The organism is Mammaliicoccus sp. FSL K6-3158, assembly GCF_038005105.1.
In the GTDB taxonomy this organism is placed as follows: domain Bacteria; phylum Bacillota; class Bacilli; order Staphylococcales; family Staphylococcaceae; genus Mammaliicoccus; species Mammaliicoccus sciuri.
This window is the reverse complement of sequence record NZ_JBBOSL010000001.1, coordinates 303,011-326,157: the sequence shown is the minus strand read 5'-3', so window position 1 is coordinate 326,157 and position 23,147 is coordinate 303,011. Positions and strand designations below refer to the sequence as shown.

Below are 23,147 nucleotides of genomic sequence, written 5' to 3'. Positions count from 1 at the left end.
ATTAGATTACTTAGGTTTATTATTTACTGTATGCAAACCACATTCAGTTTTGTTGAAATTCGTCCATCTTCCTTCACGTGAATCACCTGAAGAAGATACTTGAGCTGTACAAGGAATACATCCAATACTTGGATAATTAAAGTCATGAAGTTCATTGTAGGTTAAATCGTGGCGTTCAATATATGCCCATACATCGTCCCAAGTCCAATAAATTAAAGGACAAACTTTTATAGATTTAAATCTTTCATCTTTATTAATAAAATCGGTATTTTGTCTGCTTGGAGATTGTTCTCTTCTTAATCCTGAGACCCAAGCAGTAGCGCCCGATAATACTTCTTCTAATGGTTTAATCTTTCTGATATAACAACATTGATTCGGGTCACTTGTCCATAGTGCCGGTTCATATTGATCTGCTTGTTGCTCTAGCGTTAAATCAGGCTTTTTAAGTTCAATATTTAATGTTGGATATCTTTCTTTCACACGGTCAATCAAATCGTACGTTTCTTGAAAATGTAAATCAGTATCTAAGAAGACAATTTTGGCATCTGGTTTAACTTTTGATATTAAATCTATCAAAATCATACCCTCTGCCCCAAAACTACAAGAATACACGATAGAATCTCCATAATGTTCATACGCCCATTTAATTATTTGATATGCACCTTTAGTTTCATCGTCAATATCAATATCTTTAAAAGGATCAGTGTCAAAACGTTCATAAGTTAACACTTCGGCCATAATATATAACGTCCTCCTTATACTTATTTCTACAAGCTTTTATGTTTAAAACCAATGTTTTTAGCAGAAATTATTTTAAACAGATAAGTTTACTAAGAAATAATAAATTATGATGATTAGCATACCCGATACATCATATGATGTCAACTATTCTTTTTAAATTTTCAGTCTATTTAATGAAGAAATTATTCACTGAAAATGTTAGGTATTGTGAACACTTCAGTGTTAGTTTGTTTTTAACTGGGGGCTTAGTTACAAAACTACTCAAATTTGTAACTACTCCTATCGTTATTCACACTTCTCATGAAAAATGCTTCTAACAAAATTAAGATATAAAAATTCCAACAAAACTATAAGATTTTGTTGGAATTTTTATTATAAGTTATCGTCTTCTTTTTCTGCCCGTACTTGAACGATTCTTAATGATCGTCGTTCTACTGCTTTTAATTTTTCAGCTCGTTCTTCTAATTTAATTCGATCTCCGCCTAGTGTCCGGATAAATGAAACCATCATCATCACAAATATAACGGTTAGTGGCACACTCGCTAATATGGATGCGGTCTTCAAGACGTCTAACGCGCGTTCTCCACCTACTAACATTAATGAAAATGGCAATAAGCATAATGCAAACGCCCAGAATAATCGATTTGCTTTTAATGGTTCGTCTATGACTTCTTTTTGAGTTGCTGCTGCTAATATATATGACCCTGAATCAAATGTCGTTGCTAAATATAAAAATGCTGAGATTAAGAATAGAACAATCATTACTTTTGGAAATGGTAATTGATGCATCACTTCTATTATAGTGGCTTCAGCGCTATGTTGATTCAAGAATTGAATGACATCAAATTGTCCTGAAATTTGTAAGAACACTGCATAGTTACCAAAGATACCAAAGAATAATACACATCCTAAAGTTCCATAAATAATTGTACCTAATACGACTTCTTTTAACGTACGGCCTTTGGAAATTCTGGCAATAAATAAGCCAATAAATGGCGCATATACTAACCACCAAGACCAATAGAATATCGTCCAATCTTGAGGAAAGTTTGTTTCTTTTCTATCTCCTACACCACCAAATGGTTCTAACCATGTTGCCATTCTAAAGAAATTCTTCAACATATTTCCTAATCCTGATACAGTCGTTTCCATAATAAATATCGTTGGCCCAACAATCAGTACGATTCCTAAAATTAAGAACGTTAGCCAAACGTTAATATCACTTAATTTTTGTATACCCTTTTTCAAGCCAGTATAAGAACTAAATGCAAAGATGACTGTAATGATGAGTAAGATAATGCTTCTCATAACCATATTCTCACCGTCAAGCCCTGTAAGTCGCTCTATCCCAGCAGAAATCATTGGTACACCCAATGCTAATGATGTCGCTGCACCGCCTAATAATCCAAAAATAAATAAAATATCTACAATTTTACCGAGTAATTTATCCGTTTGACCTTTTAAAATTGGTCTACATGCTTGGCTGATTTTATAAATTGGTTTCTTCTTAACAAATACTAAATAACCAATTGGCAAAGCAGGTAACACATAAATCGCCCAAGCTATTGGTCCCCAATGAAACATGCCATACATTGTTGCGTATTCGAGTGCTTCATCCGTCATACTACCTGCCCCATACGGCGGCACTTGATAATAGTATGCCCATTCGATGACACCCCAGTATAGAATATCAGAACCGATACCCGCACAAAACAGCATCGAAATCCAACTAAAATTATTAAATTCAGGTTTATCACTTGCTTTACCTAAAGTGACATTCCCGTATTTCCCAAACGCTATGTATAATACAAATGCAAAAACAATCAATCCAAGTAATAGATACCATGATCCTAATGAGTCTGAAATAACATCATTAATACTTGTGATGACTTCTTGACTAGCTTTAGGGAATACCATCATCGGTATAACAGCGATAAGTAATACTGCAACCGTCCCATAAAATGTCCACCAGTCCATTACTTTATGTTTCTTCACTTCTGAACACTCCTCGTTGTCGATTAATGTACATCGTTAAATAATCATTATTAATGAACACGATGATTTAAATCACAATGAAGACACTATAGAACTTTAAATAAAAATGCAAATTACATACAATGAAAAGCATCATTACTTATGAATAAATATATATAATACACTTTTTATAATCATTATAAATATTGCTACAACGGTTGTGTTAAGTTAAAATTTAACGAACGTAACAAATCTAACGTTCTTTTATTATGAATTTTTATACATATTCAATGAATATAAATTTATATAAAAAAGAAGGAGATATGACATGAATTTTGCCATATCTCCTTCTATATCTCATTAAATATAAGTGGTCATTAAATAAAGTACTGGTAACATAATCGCACTGAGTACAGCTGTTAAAATCATACCAATTGTACTAAATGCACCTGCTTCAATATTGGATTCTAAAGCTTTTGCTGTACCAAAAGCATGTGAAGCATTACCATATGTTAAACCTTTCGCTAAATCACTTTTAAACTTCGCTTTACTAATATAAAAATTACCTAAAATACTACCAATTAAGCCTGTCGCTATAATAAACATAACCGTTATCGTATCTGTTCCACCCATTTGATGAGACACTTCAATGCCTACTGCTGCTGTCATCGATCTAGGTAAAATTGTTACAATCGTTGAACTCGGATATCCCATTATATATAGGACACCATAAATAAGGACAAAGTTAACCATGATACCTGCCAATACACTTGAAATAATAATTTTGAAGTTCGCGACAATCAACTTTCTATATTTATATAACGGATACGCTAAACTCACAACTGAACAATCTAAAAATTGATGAATCCATGAACCACCTACCATGTAGTCTTTGTAATTCATACCTAAGACTAATAAAATTGCGACAATCATAATTGAAGCAATCAGTGCTGGATTAAGAATAGGATGTTTATATTTAATTTGTAGTTTCTTAGCGATGATAAAACAAGCTAATGTTAAAAGTACCATCAATAAAGACTGTATAATCATGATGCATTCTCCTTATCCGTTTTATTAATATTTAAAAACTTCTCACAAACATAACCAGATGACAGTGCTACTAAACTTGTACTCACAATGAGTAACACGACCATAATGATATAACCTGGTCCAATCTGATCTGCAATATCCATAATACCTACAATTGAAGGCACGAAAAACAAAATCATAACATTAATTAATTTATTAGCACCGACTTCTATCCATCGTTCAGGTAAAATACCTGTTAGAAGTAATAAAAATAATAATGCTAGTCCAACAATACTACCTGCAATTGGTATATGTAATATTTCTTGAAGCCATTTACCAATTTGAGTAATCATATATATGAGAGATACTTGAAATAGTATCTTTATAAACGTTTTAATCATCTAAACTCATCCTTTTAATAAGACCTTATAGACAATATTATAGGACGGTTCAAAGTATTAATAAAATACATATTATCGATTACAACTATTCCACTTTGGAATAGTTCAATTATATTTTTATTGTTCAAAGCAAAAAACAGGCTAGAACATTATGTTCCAGCCTGTTTCTTGATTAATGATTCTTTTAGAAATAATATCCATTCTTTTGTAACGCGATTCACATAGGCACCTTTTTTCCAAATTAATCCGAGATGCCAATATATCTTTTCACCTTCAAGTTCAATCATTGTCACATCATCACTCATTTGTTCAGCAATACTTCGTGGCACAATAGATAGACCAAGTCCTCTTTCTATCATATTGCTGATAAAGGTAAGCTGTGATATTTTAGCAACTGTCTTTGGATAGAAGCCTTCTTTCCGGCAGTTCTCAATAATCATATCTCTTAAATAGTAGTCATCGTGGAACAAAACAAATTCTTCATCTTTCAATTCACTGATTGATACTTGATGTCTCTTGGCAAGTTTATGTGACTTATTCACTACTAAAAACAATTCCTCTTTATAAAGTGGCACGCTGTTATATTTAGATGAATCTACAGGTAATGTCGTCACACCAATATCTACTTCATCTTTATTAATATAATGTTCTACCGCTTTACCGCCACCTTCAGTAACTTCGTATGTGACGTTAGAATATTTACCATGAAAATTCTCAAGACTGTCTGTTATAAGATCCACTTTAATCATAGGCGACAACCCTAATCTAATATGTCCACGTTGCACTTCAAAGATATCATTCAATTCGAGCGTCAAATGATCAAATAGCGTTAAGAATTCTACTGCTTTATCGTAAAATACTTCGCCAGTATCTGTTAGTTTAATGTGTTTTTGTGAACGATCAAATAGCGTGACATCAAATTCATTTTCAAGATTTTTTACAGCTTTACTAATTGTAGATTGCGCTACAAATAAATGTTCTGCAGCTTGTGTCATACCACCATTTCTAACAATTTCCACAAAATATTTTAACTGTTTAAACTCCATTTGCTATACCTCATTTCATGGATTTCATGACAGAATTAAAGCGAACATATAAATACGATAAGTATAATAATCGGAATGATATATCTCATTAAGAATTTCCATAATTTAAACCATTTTAAAGAAAGTTGATTCCCCATTTGGAATTCTCTTTTTACAATAGCTTGATCCATTCTAAACGAAATAAATATTGCGATTAGTAAACAGCCAATTGGCAATAATATGTTGCTCACTAAATAATCTGTAGCATCAAATATAGACTTCCCAAAAATCGAAACATCTGCAAGAACACCATATGACAGTGATGATGGAATACAAGCGATAAATGTCAGTAATCCTAATACCCATACTATTTTTGAACGCGATCTTTTGCCTTCTTTTTCAAAAGCTGAAATGATAATTTCAAATTGACTAAATGAAGAAGTCAATGTCGCAAATAAGAATAACAGTAAAAATAACGTTAAGAATACTGAACCAAATGCCATTTGGCCAAATACATTAGGTAATACGATAAATAATAATCCAGGACCTTCAGTAGGTTCTAATGAAAAAGCAAATACAACTGGGAATATCGCCATTCCCGCTAATATAGACACGATAATATTCATAATCGATACCGACATAGCTGACGTTGGTAAACTTTCTTTTTTACTTAAATACGAACTATAAGTAACCATACATGAGAATCCCACAGCTAACGCGAAGAATGACTGACCTAACGCATATAACACGCCTTCAGCTGAAAAGTCTTCAAAGTTGAAACTAAAGAAGAACGATAATCCTTCAGATGCGCCTTCTAAAGTTACTGCTCTCACAACAAGAATAATAAAGAATATAAATAATAAAGGCATTAATACATTATTTGAACGTTCAATACCTTTTTTAATACCGAAGTTTAACACAACAACATTCATCAAAATAAAGACAAACACACCGATTAATACAGTAAATGGCTCTCCTATAATTTGTTCAAAGACTTTACTGTAATTTGTATCATCAGATATAAGATTGCCTGTTAATCCCAATGCTGTATAAATTGTAATCCAACCACCTACAACACTGTAAAAGGATAATAATAAGAAACATCCAATAACACCAAGTCTTCCCGTTATTCTCCATGGTGATTTGGGTGCTAGCGTATCATAGGCAGCAACAGCTTCTTTGTTTGTTGCACGTCCAATGATAAATTCAGAAATCAACATCGGTAATCCGATAAATAATGTAAATATAATAAATAACAATAAGAAGGCGCCACCACCGAATTGACCTGCAACATAAGGAAACTTCCATATTGCGCCAATACCGATTGCAGCACCTGCTGATGCCATAATAAATCCTATCTTAGATGACCATTGATCTCTTTGATTGACCATGTTATCACTCCATTCAGTTCTTCCTTAATTGAAGTATAACGTAAATTAATCATCTACACAGTAAGAATTTTTATGACATTTGTTCTACATCTGTAAATATACTGCCCATTTTTTTAGCAGCATTATTTGAAAACATTAAATCTAAATTATCTTGAGATTCTTGTGCGTGCTCTTCAGAAGCTTTGTACATTTCATCTTCGTATGCTGTTATCACATCTTCTAAATTGTCATGATTTTTAAATGCACGTGCTAATAAATACGCATCATATAAAGCTGTATTAACACCTTCACCAGCGAATGGACTCATAACGTGAGCAGCGTCACCTAACAATGTCACATTCGATTGACGTTCCCATTTAAAACCAATTGGCAATTTATAAATTCTTCTAAACAGAACTTTATCATCGGCATATGAAATGTATTTTAACAGCTCTTTATCCCAATCTTTAAAATCTTGTAATAAACGTGATTTTAGTTGGTCAGGTGACAAAGCTTTATACGTATCTAAATCTTTATATGGTATGCGATAAGTGATATAAACTTTAATCGATCCATCACCGTTTAATTGTCCAAGTATAGCTTGATCCCCGCCAAGCGCCATTATTTTACCATTCTTATTAAAAGCAGCTAAATCTGGAAATTGTTGTTTCACATCAGAAATGTTTAGTTCGACCATTGATATGCCTGTGTAGCTGATTTCTTGCTCTGTAATAAATGGTCTCACTTTAGAAAAGGATCCGTCTGCACCTACTACAACATCAAAGATTTCACTCACATTATGATTAAAAGTAACTTTCACTTTATGATTATCTAACGTTTCGATTGCTTTAAATTCATAATGATAACGGATGTTTTCTGGATTAATTTCGTTAAGAATCATATCGCAAAGTTCGCCACGATCAATCTCTGGTCTTCCGCCTTCACCTTCAGCATCATCTTCAAAATACAATGTGCCATCTGGTCCAAGAATTTTTGTATCTTCGCCTTCAAATCTTGCCATACTTTTAAATGTTTCAATAAGACCAGCTTCTTTAATCGGCAATTGTCCTGATTCTTCGTGAATATCTAATGAACCACCTCTGTTGCCGTTAATATCACGTTCACCTTTTTCAAATATAGTAAATGGAATTCCTTGTTTTTGTAGTAACAAACCGAGCATTAAGCCACCAGGACCGCCACCTATAATTGCGACTTTATTATTTTTATTGCTTTTCAACATTTTTACCTTCTTTTTAATTTTTATATAAGTTTTTTGCTTTTTCTTTTGTTTCATTTATAAATGATTCGAATTTCGCTTTTTTCTCATCATCTTCCACTGCTTCTCTTCCTGCTAACATAATTTCTTTAAATAAATCTCTAAGTTGATTTCGTGCATCTTCCATTGCTTTAATATCAACATTTTGGAATCCTTCTAATCGTTTCGTAAATTCATCTTGATTGATGTTTTCATTTAAAAATACTTCGCCTTCATCTGTAATTGTATAAACTTTTTTACTACCATCTTTAGAAATTGATACAAAATCTCTATCTTCTAACATTTGTAAAATTGGATAAACAGAACCAGGACTTGGTGCATAGAATCCTTTAAATCTTTCTTCTAAATCTTTAATGACTTGATAACCATGTTTCGGTTCTTCTTTTAACATTTTTAAGATAATAAATTGTAAGTTCCCTTTCTTAAAGAAACGATCTCTTCCCGGATGACCGCCAAAACCTTTTCCAAAATCAAAGCCATCACGATTCATCATATGGCCTCTGTGATTGTTAAATCTTCCCTCAAAATTTCTTCTAAACATATAATCACCTTTCTCCTTTTCGATATATCGTTATATTATCCGATATATCGAAAAGAGTCAAGCGATATATCGAAATAAATTTTATCGACATCTTTTCATACAATATTTTTACAATTTTATGTTATTTTCATGGAATTCCCTAATACTGAGAATGCTTCTCATATAATATAATTGAGATATATAGAAGGTAACTATTTTAAAGGAGGTCATTACATGATTACTAAAGAGCGTCATGTTGCTGATGTCGTAACAGATATTCCAAAGTCTGCTGATATTTTCCGTAAATACGGTATCGACTTTTGTTGTGGAGGTGATGTATCCATTGATCAAGCTGTGTCTAATAATAAAAAGGTCGATTTAGAAACATTGTTAAATCAACTCAATAGCATACCTGTCGATCAACAAAATGGTGGAATTGATATTAAATATTTAGATGCTGCTTCACTTATTCAGTACATTCAATCTCGATATCATGAAGCATTGAGAACTGAGTTCCAAAACTTAACACCTTATGTTACAAAGTTGGCTAAAGTTCACGGTCCAAGTCATCCATATTTATTAGAACTAAAGGACTTATATACTAAATTGAAGTCTGCATTATTAGAACATATTGACGAAGAAGATCATCAGTCGTTCCCTAAACTTTTAGATGTATCAGCAGGTAAACAAGTTAATCAATTAAACGAAACCATTACATCCCTAGTTGATGACCATGACGAAGCAGGACAATTATTACGAGAGATACGTGCCATCACAAATGATTACCAACCACCTCTAGAAGCATGTGGTACATGGAGACTTGTCTATCAACGTTTAGAACAATTAGAACGCGACACACATGAACATGTTCATTTAGAAAACCACGTATTATTCAAGAAATACAAACATCTACTTTAAAAACTTTTTAAAGGAATGATTCATTATGAAAAAAGAAGCTGGACATACATTTTTAGCAAAGTTAGGTAAGAAACGATTAAGACCTGGTGGAAAAATTGCGACAGATTGGTTCATTAAAAAAGGCCATTTTACGAGAGATAAATATGTATTAGAAGTTGGATGCAATATGTGTACGACAGCTATGCAAATTGCGAAAACTTACGGTTGCAGAATTGAAGGTGTCGACTTAAATGCTAAAGCTCTAGAAAAAGGCATTAAAAATGTATCATCTGAAAACTTATCTCATTTAATTAATGTTCAAAAAGCTAATGCGATGAACTTACCATTTGAAGATGAACAATTTGATATCGTATTAAATGAAGCGATGCTTACAATGTTGCCAATCAAAGCGAAAGAACAAGCATTAAAAGAATATTATCGTGTCTTGAAACCTGGCGGCATCGTATTAACACATGATATCGCAATTATTAATGTTAAATCTAAAGATGAAATCATCTATCATTTAAGTGATGCCATTAACGTGAAAGTAACCCCACTACCAACAGCAGAGTGGTACAAACTTTATCAAGATGCTGGTTTCAAACAAATAGAATCGCACATCGGCACATTAACACTTATGACACCTGCTGGCATGATACGAGATGAAGGTGTTCTAGGTACATTTAAAATTATTAAAAATGCCTTAAAGAAAGAAAATCGATCTATGTTCTTTAATATGTTTAAAACAATGAAACGATATAAAAAAGATATGAATTATATTGTTCATGCTGTTAGGAAATAACCGTCTCAACAGATATAATAGTTATAATATAACTATTAACTGAATTGGAGATGTAAACATGAAATTAAATAAAATGGACCATGTAGGTATTATCGTTGAAGATTTAGAATCTGTTAAAGCATTTTTTACTACGTTAGGATTGGAACTGATCGGAGAACAAAATATTAACGGTGAATGGATCGACAATATTTATGGTGTAGATGCTTTAGAAGCAAGTATTGCTATGATGAAAGTTCCTCACGATGAAACAGCTATAGAACTCATACAATTTCGTGACCAATCATCAACGACCAACAAATCTATACATTTCCCAAGAAATGTAGGCGCTAATCATTTTGCATTTTCAGTTCAAAATATTGAACAAGTTGTAGAACAATTGGCCGCAACATCTTCCAATGTGATTGGAGAAATTACGCAATTCGAAGACATGTATAAATTGTGTTATATCAAGGGTCCAGAAGGCATATATATCGAATTAGCTGAAAAACTCAAATAAGTTATGGTAAAAACATTTTGGAAATCAGGATAAATGGTTTCTAAAATGTTTTTATTTGTATTTTAGTGGAATATTATATATAATAAATGTAAAAAAATAGGAGATTGATAGATGGAACTCACACGATATAATAAGGCAATCTTTGGTCGAATAGATGCCAATCAAGACACCCAAGAAATTTATCGACAAATCCAAGGTGAAGAAGGTGAACAAATTGTACAACAAATGTTAGAACAAGAACTTAAGTTAAATTATGTACATAACATTGAATTAAATATAAAGAACAAAATTCAACTCGATTTCCTCATTGTGGATGATGATATGATAATCAATTTAGAAGTCAAACACTATAAAGGCGACTACTATATCATCGATAATCAAATGAAAAATAGTTACGGGAATATATTCCAAACCCCCTTTTTACAAATGAAAAGAGCCGAATATGAACTCGAACTGATTAAATCACATCTCAATATTAAACGAGATATAATATCTTATCTCGTCTTTACAAACCCCACATTTACACTTCACTCTGACATACCTAATCGTAAACAGGTACTGTTACCAACAGAGTTACACAAAATTCCAAAGCTATTTAATAATTTTAAAGTAGACGAAAATAGAGCCATCCTCAATAAAATCCAAACACTTAAACAAGATTTTTCGAAGACCTACCCTAGACATATAATTCCATTCGAACAAATCAAACCAGGCTTAAGATGCCCACATTGCCGTAAAATCAACCAAATACAATTAGAAAAACGGATGAGATTCGGTCCTTGCATGTATTGCTCAAGACAGATACAGAGACAGTTACTCTACTTAGAAAATTTAAAAGAATTATACGTATTAAAAAATGGGCCGTTTACATTGAAAGAAGCAGAACTGTGGTGTGGTGCGGATGCGCATGCTATCAGAAGAGTATGTAAACGTCATTTTAAAAAGAAGGGGAAACATAAAAGTTATTTTTATTTATAGAATAGTACCTTCTTAATCAAAGAATTTGGGCTCTTCTTGGCTTTACTCCTACTTTAAGCCAAGACTTGGGGGATCTCTTGGCTTTACTACCTCTTTAAGCCAAGACTTAGGCAACCTCTTGGCTTTACTCCTGCTTTAAGCCAAGACTTAAGCGATCTCTTGGCTTTACTACCTCTTTAAGCCAAGACTTAGGCAACCTCTTGGCTTTACTCCTGCTTTAAGCCAAGACTTAAGCGATCTCTTAGCTTTACTACCTCTTTAAGCCAAGACTTGAGCCCAAATTTATAAAATGACTATATGTTTCCCTATATTTCTAATTTTGAAAAGTGAATCTACTGACCCCCATCCCCCATAGATTCACCCCCTCTCAAAAATAAAAACCATGGTATCAGCACCCAAGCTGAAACCATGGTTTTCTTCATGCCCACCATATATTATCTAACGATTCGTTTATATTCACTGTTTGTAAATTATGTGCTGCTTTTTGGAATCCTTCTTCTACTGACATGATTGGGTCTTCATGTTCTATACTCACGACATAATCATATCCATTGATTCTCAATGCACTAATAATATCTCCCCATACTTGTGGGCTATGTCCATAACCGACTGTTCTGAATGTCCAAGCTCTTGATTGAACTGAACTATACGGTTGCATATCTGTTAATCCGTACATATTGACATTTTCTTGGTCGATATAAGTATCTTTTGCATGAAAATGATGAATCGCACCAGCTTTACCTAAAATTTTAATAGCTGCTATCGGATCAATGCCTTGCCACCATAAATGACTTGGATCTAAGTTCGCACCAATAGCATCGTTTGTCGCTTCTCTAAGTTTTAAAAGTGTATGTGGTGTATGTACTGAGAATCCAGCATGTAGTTCAATCCCTATTTTAACGTTGTGGTCCTTAGCAAACTGCGCCGCTTCTTTCCAGTAAGGTATCAACTTCTTCTCCCATTGCCACTCTAATATTTCTGAGTATGCTGTTGGCCATGGTGTTACTGGCCAGTTTGGATGTTTAGCGTCTTCATCTGATCCTGGTATACCTGAAAATGTATTAACAACTGGGACACCTAGGATTGAAGCTAATTTTACCGATTTAATAAATGTCTCATGTGCTTGTTTAGCATGTTCTTTATCTGGTGAAACAGGATTGTCATGACAACTGAATGCACTGATTTCTAATCCACGTTTCTTTATAGCGTCCATAAATGCTTGTCTTTTACTTTCATCTTCTAACAATTCATCTACATTACAAAAATGGTTACCCGGATTCCCACCTGTACCGATTTCGACCATTTTCAATCCAGATTCTGCAACATGATCTAACATTTCTTCAAACGTTTTATCTTGAAAAAGTACTGTAAATACACCAATTTTCATATGTAACACCCCTTATTTTATTTTAACACTCGTTCCTTGTTCACTACTTTCATAAATTGCATCTATTAATGCACTCACGCGTCTAGCTTCTTCAGGTTTCACGACCAACGACTCTAGTCCTAAACAACTGTTCACAAAGTTTAAAGTCTGACGTTCTGCAGCAATATTTTCATTATGATCAGCATATGCTTGTTCGTTGAAAAATGTACCAAATCGAGGTTGATAAATTTCAAATGGATAAAGGTTAATGCCTCCATCTACACCAGACATACTTAAGTGCATTTTATCTTCTTTAATATTCGCAGACCATGAGCATTCAAACTGCATCGTTGAACCATCTTCAAATGTTATAAATGATGAAACATGGTCATCTACTTCAAATGTTTCATGATCAAATGTTCCCCAATCATTGATTTGATTAGGTGTTTTACTCAAACGGTTGTATGTCTTACCTAATACTTCGACTGGTTTCGCATCTGTTTGTAACCATAAAGCAAGGTCTAATAAATGGCATCCATAATCAATTAGACTGCCTCCACCTTGAAGTTGTTTATTTGTAAACACACCCCAGCCCGGCACTTTTCTTCGACGCAATGCTTGTACTCTCGTTACAAGCGCATCACCTACAACACCTTCGTCAATTGCACGACGGGCTGTTATTGCCGCATCTGTAAACCGATAATGATAGCCTATTGCGAGCTCTTTACCGGATTGATTTGCCGCTTCAATCATTGCATCACATTCTTCGCGATTCATAGCCATTGGTTTCTCACAAAATACATGTACACCTGCATTTAACGCTGAAACTGTTATTTCTGCATGAAATTTATTCGGAGTACATATGACGACCGCATCTACACTTTTGAACATCTCCCCATATTCAGAAAAGACATTTGGAATTTGAAATTGTGATGATACTTTTTTAGCGAGCTCTTGATTGATATCTTGTACACCAACAATTTCAACTAAGTGATTTAATTTTTGTAAAGCTGGTATATGTCTGTTTTGTGCGATACCGCCGACACCTATAACACCTAGTTTAAGTTTATCCATAAATATAATCTCCTATTTTATTTCTTGCTAATTTCTTCTAAAGGTTGTGCATTACCATATTGATGTTTTGGTGTGCGATCATTTTTCGCCCACTTAACAGCATTTTTAATAACTTGTTGAATTTCTTCATTATAATAAGTAGGGTAACTTTCGTGTCCCGGTCTAAAATAAAAAATCTTTCCGTTTCCGCGCTTAAATGTCGCACCACTTCTAAACACTTCTCCACCTTCAAACCAACTGATAAATACTGTTTCATCTGGTGCCGGTATATCAAAGTGTTCGCCGTACATTTCTTCTTTTTCTAATTCAATATACTGCCCTAATCCATCTGTAATTGGATGCGTTGGGTCAACTACCCAAAGTCGCTCTCTATCATCTGCTTCGCGCCATTTTAAGTCACATGTCGTACCCATCAAACTTTTGAATATTTTAGAGAAATGTCCAGAATGTAACACGATAAGACCCATACCATCTAGTACACGTGCTTTTACTTTTTCGACGATTTCATCTTTCACTTCATCATGTGCTTTATGACCCCACCATAACAAGACATCAGTCTCAGCTAATACTTCATCCGTTAATCCGTGTTCTGCTTCATCTAATGTTGCTGTTTTAACGTCGTGCTCTTCACCTAAAAATTCAGCAATTACATTGTGAATACCATTAGGATAAACTGCTTTAATTTCTTCACTTTCTACTTCGTGTCTATATTCATTCCATACTGTTATGTTCATTAATAAAACCCCTTTTTAGTCAAAATATACTGCTTTACCAGTCTTAGCTGATTCATAAAGTGCTTCTAATATTTGTGTAATCACAATTGCTTGTTCTGGTTTCACAACAGGCTCTGTATCATTAAGAATACTGTCAATCCAACTACGTGCCTCTACTTCAGCTTCATCTACTTTTTCGCCTTCATAAAAATCAACGCCTTTATTCTCAAGTTCTACTTGCGTTGTATATAAAGAACCAAAGTCTTCTCCGTGGATTCTTAAGCCATCTTTCATATCGGCACCACCTTCAGTACCAGATAATGAACATTTTGCTTCATCTACTTCTAAAGAGTTTAACGCCCAACTTGATTCAAGCATGATTGTCGCACCATTTTTCATCTTAATAAAACCAAAAGCTGAGTCCTCTACTTTGAACTTTTCAGGATCCCATGGTCCCCATGCATTAGCTGCATTTTCTTTCTTACCTAACTTATGGAAAGTTGAACCCATTACTGATTCTGGTTCGTAATTATCCATCATCCATAATGTTAAATCGAGTGCATGTGTCCCTATATCAATTAAAGGACCGCCACCTTGTTGTTCTTCGTCTAAGAAGACACCCCAAGTCGGCACTGCTCTACGACGAATAGCATGTGCTTTCCCAAAATAAATATCCCCTAAGTCGCCACGTTCTGTCGCTTTATGTAAATATTGACTGTCAGGTCTAAATCTATTTTGATAACCAATCGTAAGTTTCTTGCCATTACGTTTAGCCGCTTCAATCATTTCTTGCGCTTCTTCTGTCGTCTTAGCCATAGGTTTTTCACACATAACATGTTTACCTGCATCTAATGACGCAACCGTTAATTCCTTATGAGAACTGTTCGGTGTACATACATGAATGACATCAATAGCATCATCCTTTAAGAGTGATTGGTAATCTTCGTAAACTTTCGCATTATCTGTACCATATTCCTTAGCTGCTACTTGTGCTTTTTCAATATCGATATCACAAAAAGCAACAATGTTCACTTCGTTTATTTTTTGTAAACTCGGTAAATGCTTACCATTCGCAATACCACCACAACCAATAATTCCTACATTCAAACTCATATGTACAACCCCTTTTATGTATTTATGCTCAATTTAATAACATTAAGCAATCGCTTACATTTTTGTTTATATAACTATGTTAAAATAAAAAACAATAAACACCAACGAATAACACTTGCAAAGACACTTATATTTTACATCTGAATATATTTTCATAAGTTAAAAATATTTTCAGTATGATAAATAGAAAAAACAATTGAATTATTTGAAATAAAAGACCAAGACCAAAATCGCAAATTATAAAAATACCACCTCATTTCTAACTGATTAAATCAGCGAAATGAGGTGGTATTTATTTTTATTTTATTTATATCTTCACTTCAGTTGTTTGTGTGTATGAATGTTCTCCGAGGTTAATCATGGATTCTGATATATTTCGTGAATGGTAACCAATTCTTTCAAGAATTGATATCATGTCGATATATACAAGGCTACCTTCTGGTGAACATTCGCCAGAGCTTAATCTTTTGATATGTTTTTTACGCAAGTCATGCTCTAGTACATATGAATCTTGGCTTCGTTTAACAACTTCGTCTTTTTTAAGATTGTCATAAACATCAAATACTTCAAACGTTTTTTCATATGAAATTTTTACATGATCATATAATCGTTCAATGCTTTCTTCTGCTTTTGATGAAATTTGAATATCAGCTGATTGTTTCTTCTGCAATTCTTCTAAGTATGATTCTGTTAAAGTTGATACTTTCAATATTGTTCTATTAACATCATATAAAACAGATAGCCTTTCAGCATCTTTAGCTGATAGTTTTTTCTCAGATAATTTATTTAAATATTGACGAACATTATCATACATATTATCTACTGCAAGGTGTTTATCTTTATGCTTTTTAATTGCTTTTTCATCAATATTTTCAACATTATTCAACATTGAAACAGTCATTTTACCGATATTTTGAATTTCATCTTGAGCCTCTTGAAGTGCGATACTAGGCGCTCGATTAATTAAATTATTATCAAGATATTTCGGTTTATATTTTTCATTTACATCTTCACCTGGAATGATTTTCGTTACAATCCAAGCTAGTGCGAAGATGAATGGTAACTGTATAAGTGTATTTGTTACATTGAATGTTCCGTGTGCAAATGCTATAACCATTTTTGGATTTAAATTCATAGCGTGTTGAATCCATTCCATTGTCATTTCGTAGAATGGTAATATTAATAGAAATACTGCTGCACCGATAACATTAAACATAACATGCGCCATCGCAACACGCTTAGCAGCGATAGAGCCAGCTAAACTTGCTAATACAGCTGTAATCGTCGTTCCAATATTGTCACCTAATAAGATTGGTAATGCACCATGCAATGAAACTAAATCATTGGCATAGAACCCTTGTAAAATACCAATCGTTGCACTTGAACTTTGAACGATTAACGTCACAAATGTACCTGCAAGTACACCTAATATCGGAGTAGAAGACATATCTAACATAATTTGTTTAAAGCCTTCTAAATTAGCAAGTGGTTTCACTGCACCACTCATTAATTCTAGACCATAGAATAGTGATCCAAATCCGAAGAAAATCATACCGATATTTTTAACTTTTCTTTTTTGAATGAAGAAAATTAAAAACGCACCTAATGCTAGTATTGGTAAAGCATACTCACCAATGTTAATCCCAATAATAAACGCTGTGACCGTCGTACCGATATTGGCACCCATGACAACACCTATTGCTTGTCGCATCGTCATAAATCCAGCACTTACGAGTCCAATTGTGATAACCGTTGTTCCTGAACTACTTTGTATTAAAATTGTCACGATCATACCTGCAAGTACACCCATAATAGGATTACTTGTAAATCTATTTAATATACTTCTTAATCTATCGCCTGCTGCTGCTTGTAATCCATCCCCCATTTGTTTAATCCCGTATAGGAAAATACCTAATCCACCGATGAATGTAAAAATCATTTGTAAAGCCGAGAGTTCCATAACACACCTCTTTAAAGTTATTGTAACCATTGTGAATAATAAACTATAATTGTTAAGCTAATGTAAATTTTTAATTAACTTTTATTAAAATTATGATTATTCTTTGCTACTTAATTTTTAAAAGGTTTTCATTATAGATATCTGGCAATTATTTATTAAATTGTTCTTCTATATTATGATGCATTTTAAAGATCATCATACGTTCACCTGTTCGTGAACTTAAATCTGTATGGAAACTTTTGACGTCTTGTTGTGTAATTTCAAATATCATTTGATATAAATGATCCATATCTGATTCTACTAATTTTGAACGTGTACGTTTTATACTCAGTAAACCTTCTTGCGTTTCACAAACGCTATACTCTGCAGGTGTAAGCACACCTTGTAAATCAACAATAATCATATCTCTCATAATATCTGTCTTTACAGATAGAGATCCTCTACCTAAATATTCTTTTTCCCATTGTGTAATGGCTTTACTAATTTTTGATTCACATGCTCCTTTTGTCATTTCCATATTTGTCTCTCCTTAATGCTTATTTTGCTTTATGTTAAATATTCAGCAATTGTTTCAATATTGCTTTGATTAATGGTCATACCGTTTATTGTAATACCAGATGGTATAAGTGGATGATTAGAAACTTGATGAATACTTTGTTTAATACTTTGGTGAATATCACTTTCACCATTTAACCATTCATGAATATTGTCACTACTAAACTCAGGCTTACAGTTATTAAACAAGTAATCGAGTGTTTTAATTTTTTCTGTATGACTTTTAACACTTTCAGGTAATGCGATAACCTGTTTATCGTCTGACTTTCTAATGATATAAATATTCTCTATATCATATTCATAAATCGCGATAATAATAGATCGCATCACATCACCATATGCATGCGAAATTTCTGCTTGATAGCTTTGTATCGACATAACATGATTAGGGTTGAAATTTAAAGATTCAACAAGTTGGCTTTCTAGATGTGTATTTAAATCAGATAGTATGAGTATATTTTTTTCATCATTCATATTATACATCCTCTCGAGTCTAGGACATAAATTGTTGTCCTGCTCATTTATTTACCATTTATGCCATTCACCATTTTCATCTATACTTGATAGCAATAACCAATCATTTTTAACTTTTGTGTTAAGCGCGGTATTTTCATTGAGTAATTTACGAATATAATCATTCGGCGCTTGTATTACAACTAATAATCGAATCGGTGCATGATAATATTCTCCATCAGCTTTCATGACTGATTGCCAAGGAAGACCTGTCAGTAAATCACTACCATTTCCTTGCATAACACCAATACCACTCGTCACCGTTTGTGTGATTTTATTGCCGCTTCCGTAATAGTAAGGTGCTACCGTTGAAGCATAATATTGTAAGTTAATCCATTGTGCAACTGTCGCTGGACCACTTAAAATTGTATTTAAAATTTCACCGTCATGATCTTTCATCCAGTCATAATTATGCAGAAATGCACGACCATTTAATTGAGATTGCTCTGTTAATGTTCTCTTACCAATAACAAACGTTGCATTTCTAGCTAATCCCCATTCTGGTCGGATTTCACTCCAGTCACTTGCTAACTGTTCTGCTTTAGTTGTGGATTGTGCATTTGAATGTTCCATGCCCGGAATATCTTCAAGTCTTAAACGATTTGCTTCTTGACTAGCTTTAGGCAAAGCTGATTTTAATTTTTCTAAAGCACGCTCAGCTTGATTCGAGAGTTCGGGTACATAAAGCCATTCTAATTGATCTGTTGTCGTGCTATGTTCAGCAGCAACAAATACTGTATCTTCCGGAATTATAATGTTATTGCTTTTGAGTCCTTCTCTAACTTCAGGCAAATTACATAAAGTCGCTAATACTTTTCCATTAAAACCACTCGCTGATCCACCACACGCGCCACAATCTAATGAAGCTGCATAAGGGTTGTTTGCACTATGACTACCATGTCCGCAAATGACAACTAATGGCGCAAAATCTTCCGTTAAATCCATTAATTTCAATGCTTCTCGTGCGTAAGTAAGCTGTTCTTGTTTCGTAAACCCAATAGGTAAATCACCAAACCGATTTGACGCATAATCTATAGAAAGTTTCGTTTCCGGTTTATTCATAAGATTTTTATTAAATCGATTGACCAAATCTCCCGTACGTTTAGGCATAAAGCTTCTCGCTATCGTTTGTACACTTAGCCATGAACCTGTTAGTTCTGGAAGCAATAGACTTGGTAATACATTTTGTTTCATTTTTTTAAATGTATAAAATATTGACGAAATACTTTTTTTCTTTTCAACGTAATGATTGGATTGATGTGCATCTTCGTATTCATAAATCTTATGTTGCGGTTTATTCATTACTGGTAAAGCATTGTGTGTATGTTGATGTCCGAGTTCACACTTTTCAATTGGTAGTCCAAAGAATCCTGCAATACCAATCGTTTCGAAAGGACCTTCCATTTCTAATTGTCTTCTAAAAGGTTCTGACCGTGTATCAATACAAAAAGCGAGCTGTGCCTCGACAAATGCTTTATCATCTTCATGATGGAAATGAGATTGAATTTCACTTTGTAATTGTGACCCATACGTATCTTCCCAAGCTTCTAGCAATAATTTATGTTGTGTAATGCGATCAAATTGATGCGCAAATGTTACATAATCTTCTCGTTCACCTTGAGATAATGCGAACCAATTTTCCAACGTTAAGATTCCACTTTCAAACCAAGATAGCACTTGAGACATATCTTCTTCAGTATGTTGTTGCTCTTGAGCATGTTCACTCATCAATGTCCATTCTAAAGCCAATCTTATGGCTAAATAATCCGTCAGCAAGTTTAAACGTTCGTCTTTCCAAAGCATCATACCTGCCCATCCTGGTAAAGCCAACAAGTGTATTTCAAGATATGATTGTACTTGTGCTTCTGATATACCAAGTTTGTCTAAACAACTTTCAATTGTTTCAATAGATGTTGATGGTAGCATTTTTATTTTATGCCTTTCTGCCTTCGATAAAGATGGATCCAAATGAGCTAACCTTTTCCAATTTTTGAAGAAACCTTTACCATCTTTATGGATTGCCCATCCTGATTGATTATCATCAAGATATAATTTACTCCACTTAATCATTTGTGCATCCAACTTATCTAAATATGCCTGTCCAGAATATTGTTTAATACGCGTACTTAAAATAATGTCATCCTCTTTTTGTTTACTCAGTTCAACATTTTCTAATGATGTTCTTAATTGCTTTTGATCTTGTTCAGTAAGATTTACTTTGTGAGTTCTATTAAACAAGATACTTTCAGCGTATTCTCTTAACATCACTTTATTTAATGGCGTATTATCATTCGATAGCCATGCTGATAACCGTTCTTCTATATATTCCTGTTTAATTTCTCCTTTTTTAATTGCAGCAAATAATAAACTTTCATTCGGATACAAATCGACATTCTGTACCTTTTGAAACCATCTCGCGACATTTTCAAAAGTACAATCTTCTAGGCTTGCCCAAGGATGTCTTGCTGCAAATATATTAATAGGAGAAAGTGGTGTTATGACACGACTCGCCTCTTTAATTGAATATGTGATGTCATTTTGTGATTCAATTGTTTGCGTCATGCTGATAACCTCCTTTAAACTCATGATTTTTCAAATAGCGTGGATGTGTTTCAATATTTTGCACTTTCGATTCACCTAAATGTACAATCCATAAATATATAATCGTGACAATTTTAGATGAATGATTTCTTGCAACCCACAAGTTCAGTGCACTTCCTATTAAAAGCAATACAATCATGATAATGACTGCAAATATTGGTGTATGATTCACACTTGTAGCGTATTGATGTAACAAATCATGGAATAAATGATGTACACCAAAGTAAGATAAACCAACAATTAATAGTGCTAATAATCCAATGATTCTACCTAACTTGCCCTCACCATATGCGACAAGTTGCGTCCATGAAACAGACAATGACCAAGCTAATATAAGTGCACTAATGATTTGGTAACTACTTGTTGGATCCATAAGCCAAAAGATAATACCAATCATAATTGATAATAATCGACCAACTAGAACCCATATATAAGACACACTTTCATTTATTCTTGAAGGCATATCAAAAGTTCTTACAGCAGAACCAGAACGTAAAAATAGCGTCGCTTTAAATAATCCATGTAACATAAGATGAACGATAGCTGCTGAATAAACACCTAAAGCACATTGGATAAGCATAAAGCCCATCTGTCCAATCGTTGAACCTACTAACTGCCTTTTGTAATCCACATGTACTAAACTAATGCCCGCTCCCATCAATACTGAAATCGTTGCGATAATGATAAGTAACCCAATTATCCATTCATTTGTAAAAATCGGTGCAAATCTCGTTAAAATAACACCACCTACATTTACAATACCAGCATGCATAATCGCTGAAACAGGAGTTGGTGCCGCTACAGATTCTATTAGCCATCTATGAAATGGCCACTGAGCTGCTGGAATGATGACCGATATCACTAACATCAACTGAATAACCACACCTTGCCACGAATCAAATTGGTCAAGTTGGCTTTCACTAAATATAGTAGACTGTTGCCATTCACCCGTTACATTGTATGTCAGTATAATCGCGATTACTAAAGCAACCCAACTAACGATAAAGATCATGCTAGTACTTTTCGCTAAACGTTTCGTAATGTGCCATTGTTTGTTTAAACCGATTAAACGCGTTAAACAAAATAATGTTAACCCCCATAATATCGCCATTAATCTTAAATCATTACTTAACCATGCAATCGAAGCAAACACTGTCATAAAAGTAAATAATGAAAAATATTTACGATACTGTGCATCTCCATCTAAATAACGTACGGAAAACCTTTGAATAATAAGACCAATACTCAAAATAAAGAGTGAGAGCAACCATGACAATTTATCTAAATGCCAAAATCCTATATATGTATTTCCGCTTGTCATACACAAGCCTATTAATGCGATAATCACTGGTATAAATGCGATTACTAAGTGAACATTAATATATGACTTTGCCACTTTTGGCAGTAAATATATGATGCTACTTATAAGCGCTAATCCAATTGAAATAAAAAATAATACTAATAAACCTGTCATGTCGGTCGCTCCTTTTCTGTTAAAAGCAATAAAAAAAGCCGACAATTTAAAACAAACCTCTCGTGCAGATTTGCTTTAATTGTCGGCTTCAATCAAACTAACGCTTACCGTTATTTTAATTGCTTCCTTATTATTTATATGTAATCTTTTTGAAATTTTTAATCGTGAGTCATTGCAACGTTTTTACTTTTTCAATTAGCCAATATCGATTAGCCACTTGCTAAAGTTTAGATGCTATGAAATTTTATATACTTTTATAACATATATTT

Annotated in this window: 21 protein-coding genes; 4 read left to right on the top strand and 17 right to left on the bottom strand. The window is 33.5% G+C overall.

Going from position 1 to position 23,147, the window contains the following annotated elements; all coding sequences use genetic code 11:
- Positions 1–6: 6 nt before the first annotated feature.
- The 8 genes from MHH94_RS01425 to MHH94_RS01390 all read right to left on the bottom strand — a co-directional run bounded on the left by MHH94_RS01425 (position 7) and on the right by MHH94_RS01390 (position 8,357).
- A complete protein-coding gene (locus tag MHH94_RS01425) occupies positions 7–738 on the bottom strand; it encodes a phosphoadenylyl-sulfate reductase (protein WP_048540518.1) in 732 nt (243 codons plus the stop codon).
- A gap of 375 nt (positions 739–1,113) precedes the next feature.
- Positions 1,114–2,736: a BCCT family transporter gene (locus MHH94_RS01420; RefSeq protein WP_048540517.1), complete on the bottom strand. Its 1,623-nt coding sequence runs from the start codon at positions 2,734–2,736 to the stop codon at positions 1,114–1,116.
- Between the two features lie 339 nt (positions 2,737–3,075).
- The gene (locus MHH94_RS01415; RefSeq protein ID WP_048540516.1) at positions 3,076–3,765 is read right to left on the bottom strand and encodes an LrgB family protein; all 690 of its coding nucleotides are present in this window, start codon (positions 3,763–3,765) and stop codon (positions 3,076–3,078) included.
- Positions 3,762–4,145, bottom strand: coding sequence for a CidA/LrgA family protein (locus tag MHH94_RS01410; RefSeq protein ID WP_058612111.1), 384 nt, complete (start codon positions 4,143–4,145; stop codon positions 3,762–3,764). The genes MHH94_RS01415 and MHH94_RS01410 overlap by 4 nt, the downstream gene beginning before the upstream one ends.
- 149 nt (positions 4,146–4,294) lie before the next feature.
- Complete coding sequence (cidR, locus tag MHH94_RS01405; RefSeq protein WP_058592132.1) at positions 4,295–5,191, bottom strand: cidABC operon transcriptional activator CidR; 897 nt, start codon at positions 5,189–5,191, stop codon at positions 4,295–4,297.
- 35 nt (positions 5,192–5,226) lie between these two features.
- Positions 5,227–6,561, bottom strand: coding sequence for a sodium-dependent transporter (locus MHH94_RS01400; protein WP_232181806.1), 1,335 nt, complete (start codon positions 6,559–6,561; stop codon positions 5,227–5,229).
- A 70-nt stretch (positions 6,562–6,631) separates the two neighbouring features.
- Complete coding sequence (locus tag MHH94_RS01395; RefSeq protein WP_340839327.1) at positions 6,632–7,780, bottom strand: FAD-dependent oxidoreductase; 1,149 nt, start codon at positions 7,778–7,780, stop codon at positions 6,632–6,634.
- 13 nt (positions 7,781–7,793) lie between these two features.
- Positions 7,794–8,357 carry a PadR family transcriptional regulator gene (locus MHH94_RS01390; protein ID WP_119469335.1) on the bottom strand — a complete coding sequence of 188 codons (564 nt, stop codon included), beginning with the start codon at positions 8,355–8,357 and terminating at the stop codon, positions 7,794–7,796.
- A 213-nt stretch (positions 8,358–8,570) separates the two neighbouring features.
- On the opposite strand from MHH94_RS01390, the gene scdA reads away from it, so the two are divergent.
- From scdA to MHH94_RS01370, 4 genes are all read left to right on the top strand, one after another.
- Positions 8,571–9,254 carry an iron-sulfur cluster repair di-iron protein ScdA gene (gene scdA / locus MHH94_RS01385; protein ID WP_048540511.1) on the top strand — a complete coding sequence of 228 codons (684 nt, stop codon included), beginning with the start codon at positions 8,571–8,573 and terminating at the stop codon, positions 9,252–9,254.
- 25 nt (positions 9,255–9,279) lie between these two features.
- Positions 9,280–10,035 carry a class I SAM-dependent methyltransferase gene (locus tag MHH94_RS01380; protein WP_325878319.1) on the top strand — a complete coding sequence of 252 codons (756 nt, stop codon included), beginning with the start codon at positions 9,280–9,282 and terminating at the stop codon, positions 10,033–10,035.
- Between the two features lie 58 nt (positions 10,036–10,093).
- Entirely contained in the window at positions 10,094–10,531 is a 438-nt protein-coding gene (locus MHH94_RS01375) for a VOC family protein (RefSeq protein WP_340839322.1), read from the top strand.
- 111 nt (positions 10,532–10,642) lie between these two features.
- Positions 10,643–11,509, top strand: a complete 867-nt coding sequence (locus MHH94_RS01370) for a nuclease-related domain-containing protein (RefSeq protein WP_325878318.1) — start codon at positions 10,643–10,645, stop codon at positions 11,507–11,509.
- A gap of 418 nt (positions 11,510–11,927) precedes the next feature.
- Here the strand turns inward: MHH94_RS01370 and MHH94_RS01365 are convergent, their stop codons facing one another.
- The 9 genes from MHH94_RS01365 to MHH94_RS01325 form a co-directional block, all read right to left on the bottom strand.
- Positions 11,928–12,896, bottom strand: a complete 969-nt coding sequence (locus MHH94_RS01365) for a sugar phosphate isomerase/epimerase family protein (RefSeq protein WP_048540507.1) — start codon at positions 12,894–12,896, stop codon at positions 11,928–11,930.
- A 12-nt stretch (positions 12,897–12,908) separates the two neighbouring features.
- Positions 12,909–13,949 (bottom strand): Gfo/Idh/MocA family protein, encoded by a 1,041-nt coding sequence (locus MHH94_RS01360; protein WP_078355282.1) that lies wholly within the window; start codon positions 13,947–13,949, stop codon positions 12,909–12,911.
- A 17-nt stretch (positions 13,950–13,966) separates the two neighbouring features.
- Positions 13,967–14,683, bottom strand: coding sequence for a ThuA domain-containing protein (locus MHH94_RS01355; protein ID WP_025907242.1), 717 nt, complete (start codon positions 14,681–14,683; stop codon positions 13,967–13,969).
- 15 nt (positions 14,684–14,698) lie between these two features.
- The gene (locus MHH94_RS01350; RefSeq protein WP_084756035.1) at positions 14,699–15,775 is read right to left on the bottom strand and encodes a Gfo/Idh/MocA family protein; all 1,077 of its coding nucleotides are present in this window, start codon (positions 15,773–15,775) and stop codon (positions 14,699–14,701) included.
- Positions 15,776–16,082: 307 nt separating this feature from the next.
- On the bottom strand, positions 16,083–17,735 hold the full coding sequence (locus MHH94_RS01345; RefSeq protein ID WP_058592122.1) for a Na/Pi cotransporter family protein: 1,653 nt from the start codon (positions 17,733–17,735) through the stop codon (positions 16,083–16,085).
- 148 nt (positions 17,736–17,883) lie between these two features.
- The gene (locus tag MHH94_RS01340) at positions 17,884–18,252 is read right to left on the bottom strand and encodes a DUF2294 domain-containing protein (protein ID WP_058592121.1); all 369 of its coding nucleotides are present in this window, start codon (positions 18,250–18,252) and stop codon (positions 17,884–17,886) included.
- A 29-nt stretch (positions 18,253–18,281) separates the two neighbouring features.
- Complete coding sequence (locus MHH94_RS01335; RefSeq protein WP_048540501.1) at positions 18,282–18,764, bottom strand: hypothetical protein; 483 nt, start codon at positions 18,762–18,764, stop codon at positions 18,282–18,284.
- 51 nt (positions 18,765–18,815) lie between these two features.
- Positions 18,816–21,365: a DUF2309 domain-containing protein gene (locus MHH94_RS01330; protein WP_325878316.1), complete on the bottom strand. Its 2,550-nt coding sequence runs from the start codon at positions 21,363–21,365 to the stop codon at positions 18,816–18,818.
- Positions 21,349–22,878, bottom strand: coding sequence for an NADH dehydrogenase subunit 5 (locus tag MHH94_RS01325; RefSeq protein WP_078355287.1), 1,530 nt, complete (start codon positions 22,876–22,878; stop codon positions 21,349–21,351). Before MHH94_RS01325 ends, MHH94_RS01330 begins: the two co-directional genes overlap by 17 nt.
- Between the last annotated feature and the right edge of the window lie 269 nt (positions 22,879–23,147).

Bases quoted from the DNA above. Each gene is read 5' to 3' on its own strand.
- MHH94_RS01425 (WP_048540518.1), bottom strand. From the start codon at position 738: ATGGCCGAAGTGTTAACTTATGAACGTTTTGACACTGATCCTTTTAAA.
- MHH94_RS01415 (WP_048540516.1), bottom strand. From the start codon at position 3,765: ATGATTATACAGTCTTTATTGATGGTACTTTTAACATTAGCTTGTTTT.
- MHH94_RS01410 (WP_058612111.1), bottom strand. From the start codon at position 4,145: ATGATTAAAACGTTTATAAAGATACTATTTCAAGTATCTCTCATATAT.
- cidR (WP_058592132.1), bottom strand. From the start codon at position 5,191: ATGGAGTTTAAACAGTTAAAATATTTTGTGGAAATTGTTAGAAATGGT.
- MHH94_RS01400 (WP_232181806.1), bottom strand. From the start codon at position 6,561: ATGGTCAATCAAAGAGATCAATGGTCATCTAAGATAGGATTTATTATG.
- MHH94_RS01395 (WP_340839327.1), bottom strand. From the start codon at position 7,780: ATGTTGAAAAGCAATAAAAATAATAAAGTCGCAATTATAGGTGGCGGT.
- MHH94_RS01390 (WP_119469335.1), bottom strand. From the start codon at position 8,357: ATGTTTAGAAGAAATTTTGAGGGAAGATTTAACAATCACAGAGGCCAT.
- scdA (WP_048540511.1), top strand. From the start codon at position 8,571: ATGATTACTAAAGAGCGTCATGTTGCTGATGTCGTAACAGATATTCCA.
- MHH94_RS01380 (WP_325878319.1), top strand. From the start codon at position 9,280: ATGAAAAAAGAAGCTGGACATACATTTTTAGCAAAGTTAGGTAAGAAA.
- MHH94_RS01375 (WP_340839322.1), top strand. From the start codon at position 10,094: ATGAAATTAAATAAAATGGACCATGTAGGTATTATCGTTGAAGATTTA.
- MHH94_RS01370 (WP_325878318.1), top strand. From the start codon at position 10,643: ATGGAACTCACACGATATAATAAGGCAATCTTTGGTCGAATAGATGCC.
- MHH94_RS01365 (WP_048540507.1), bottom strand. From the start codon at position 12,896: ATGAAAATTGGTGTATTTACAGTACTTTTTCAAGATAAAACGTTTGAA.
- MHH94_RS01360 (WP_078355282.1), bottom strand. From the start codon at position 13,949: ATGGATAAACTTAAACTAGGTGTTATAGGTGTCGGCGGTATCGCACAA.
- MHH94_RS01355 (WP_025907242.1), bottom strand. From the start codon at position 14,683: ATGAACATAACAGTATGGAATGAATATAGACACGAAGTAGAAAGTGAA.
- MHH94_RS01350 (WP_084756035.1), bottom strand. From the start codon at position 15,775: ATGAGTTTGAATGTAGGAATTATTGGTTGTGGTGGTATTGCGAATGGT.
- MHH94_RS01345 (WP_058592122.1), bottom strand. From the start codon at position 17,735: ATGGAACTCTCGGCTTTACAAATGATTTTTACATTCATCGGTGGATTA.
- MHH94_RS01340 (WP_058592121.1), bottom strand. From the start codon at position 18,252: ATGGAAATGACAAAAGGAGCATGTGAATCAAAAATTAGTAAAGCCATT.
- MHH94_RS01335 (WP_048540501.1), bottom strand. From the start codon at position 18,764: ATGAATGATGAAAAAAATATACTCATACTATCTGATTTAAATACACAT.
- MHH94_RS01330 (WP_325878316.1), bottom strand. From the start codon at position 21,365: ATGACGCAAACAATTGAATCACAAAATGACATCACATATTCAATTAAA.
- MHH94_RS01325 (WP_078355287.1), bottom strand. From the start codon at position 22,878: ATGACAGGTTTATTAGTATTATTTTTTATTTCAATTGGATTAGCGCTT.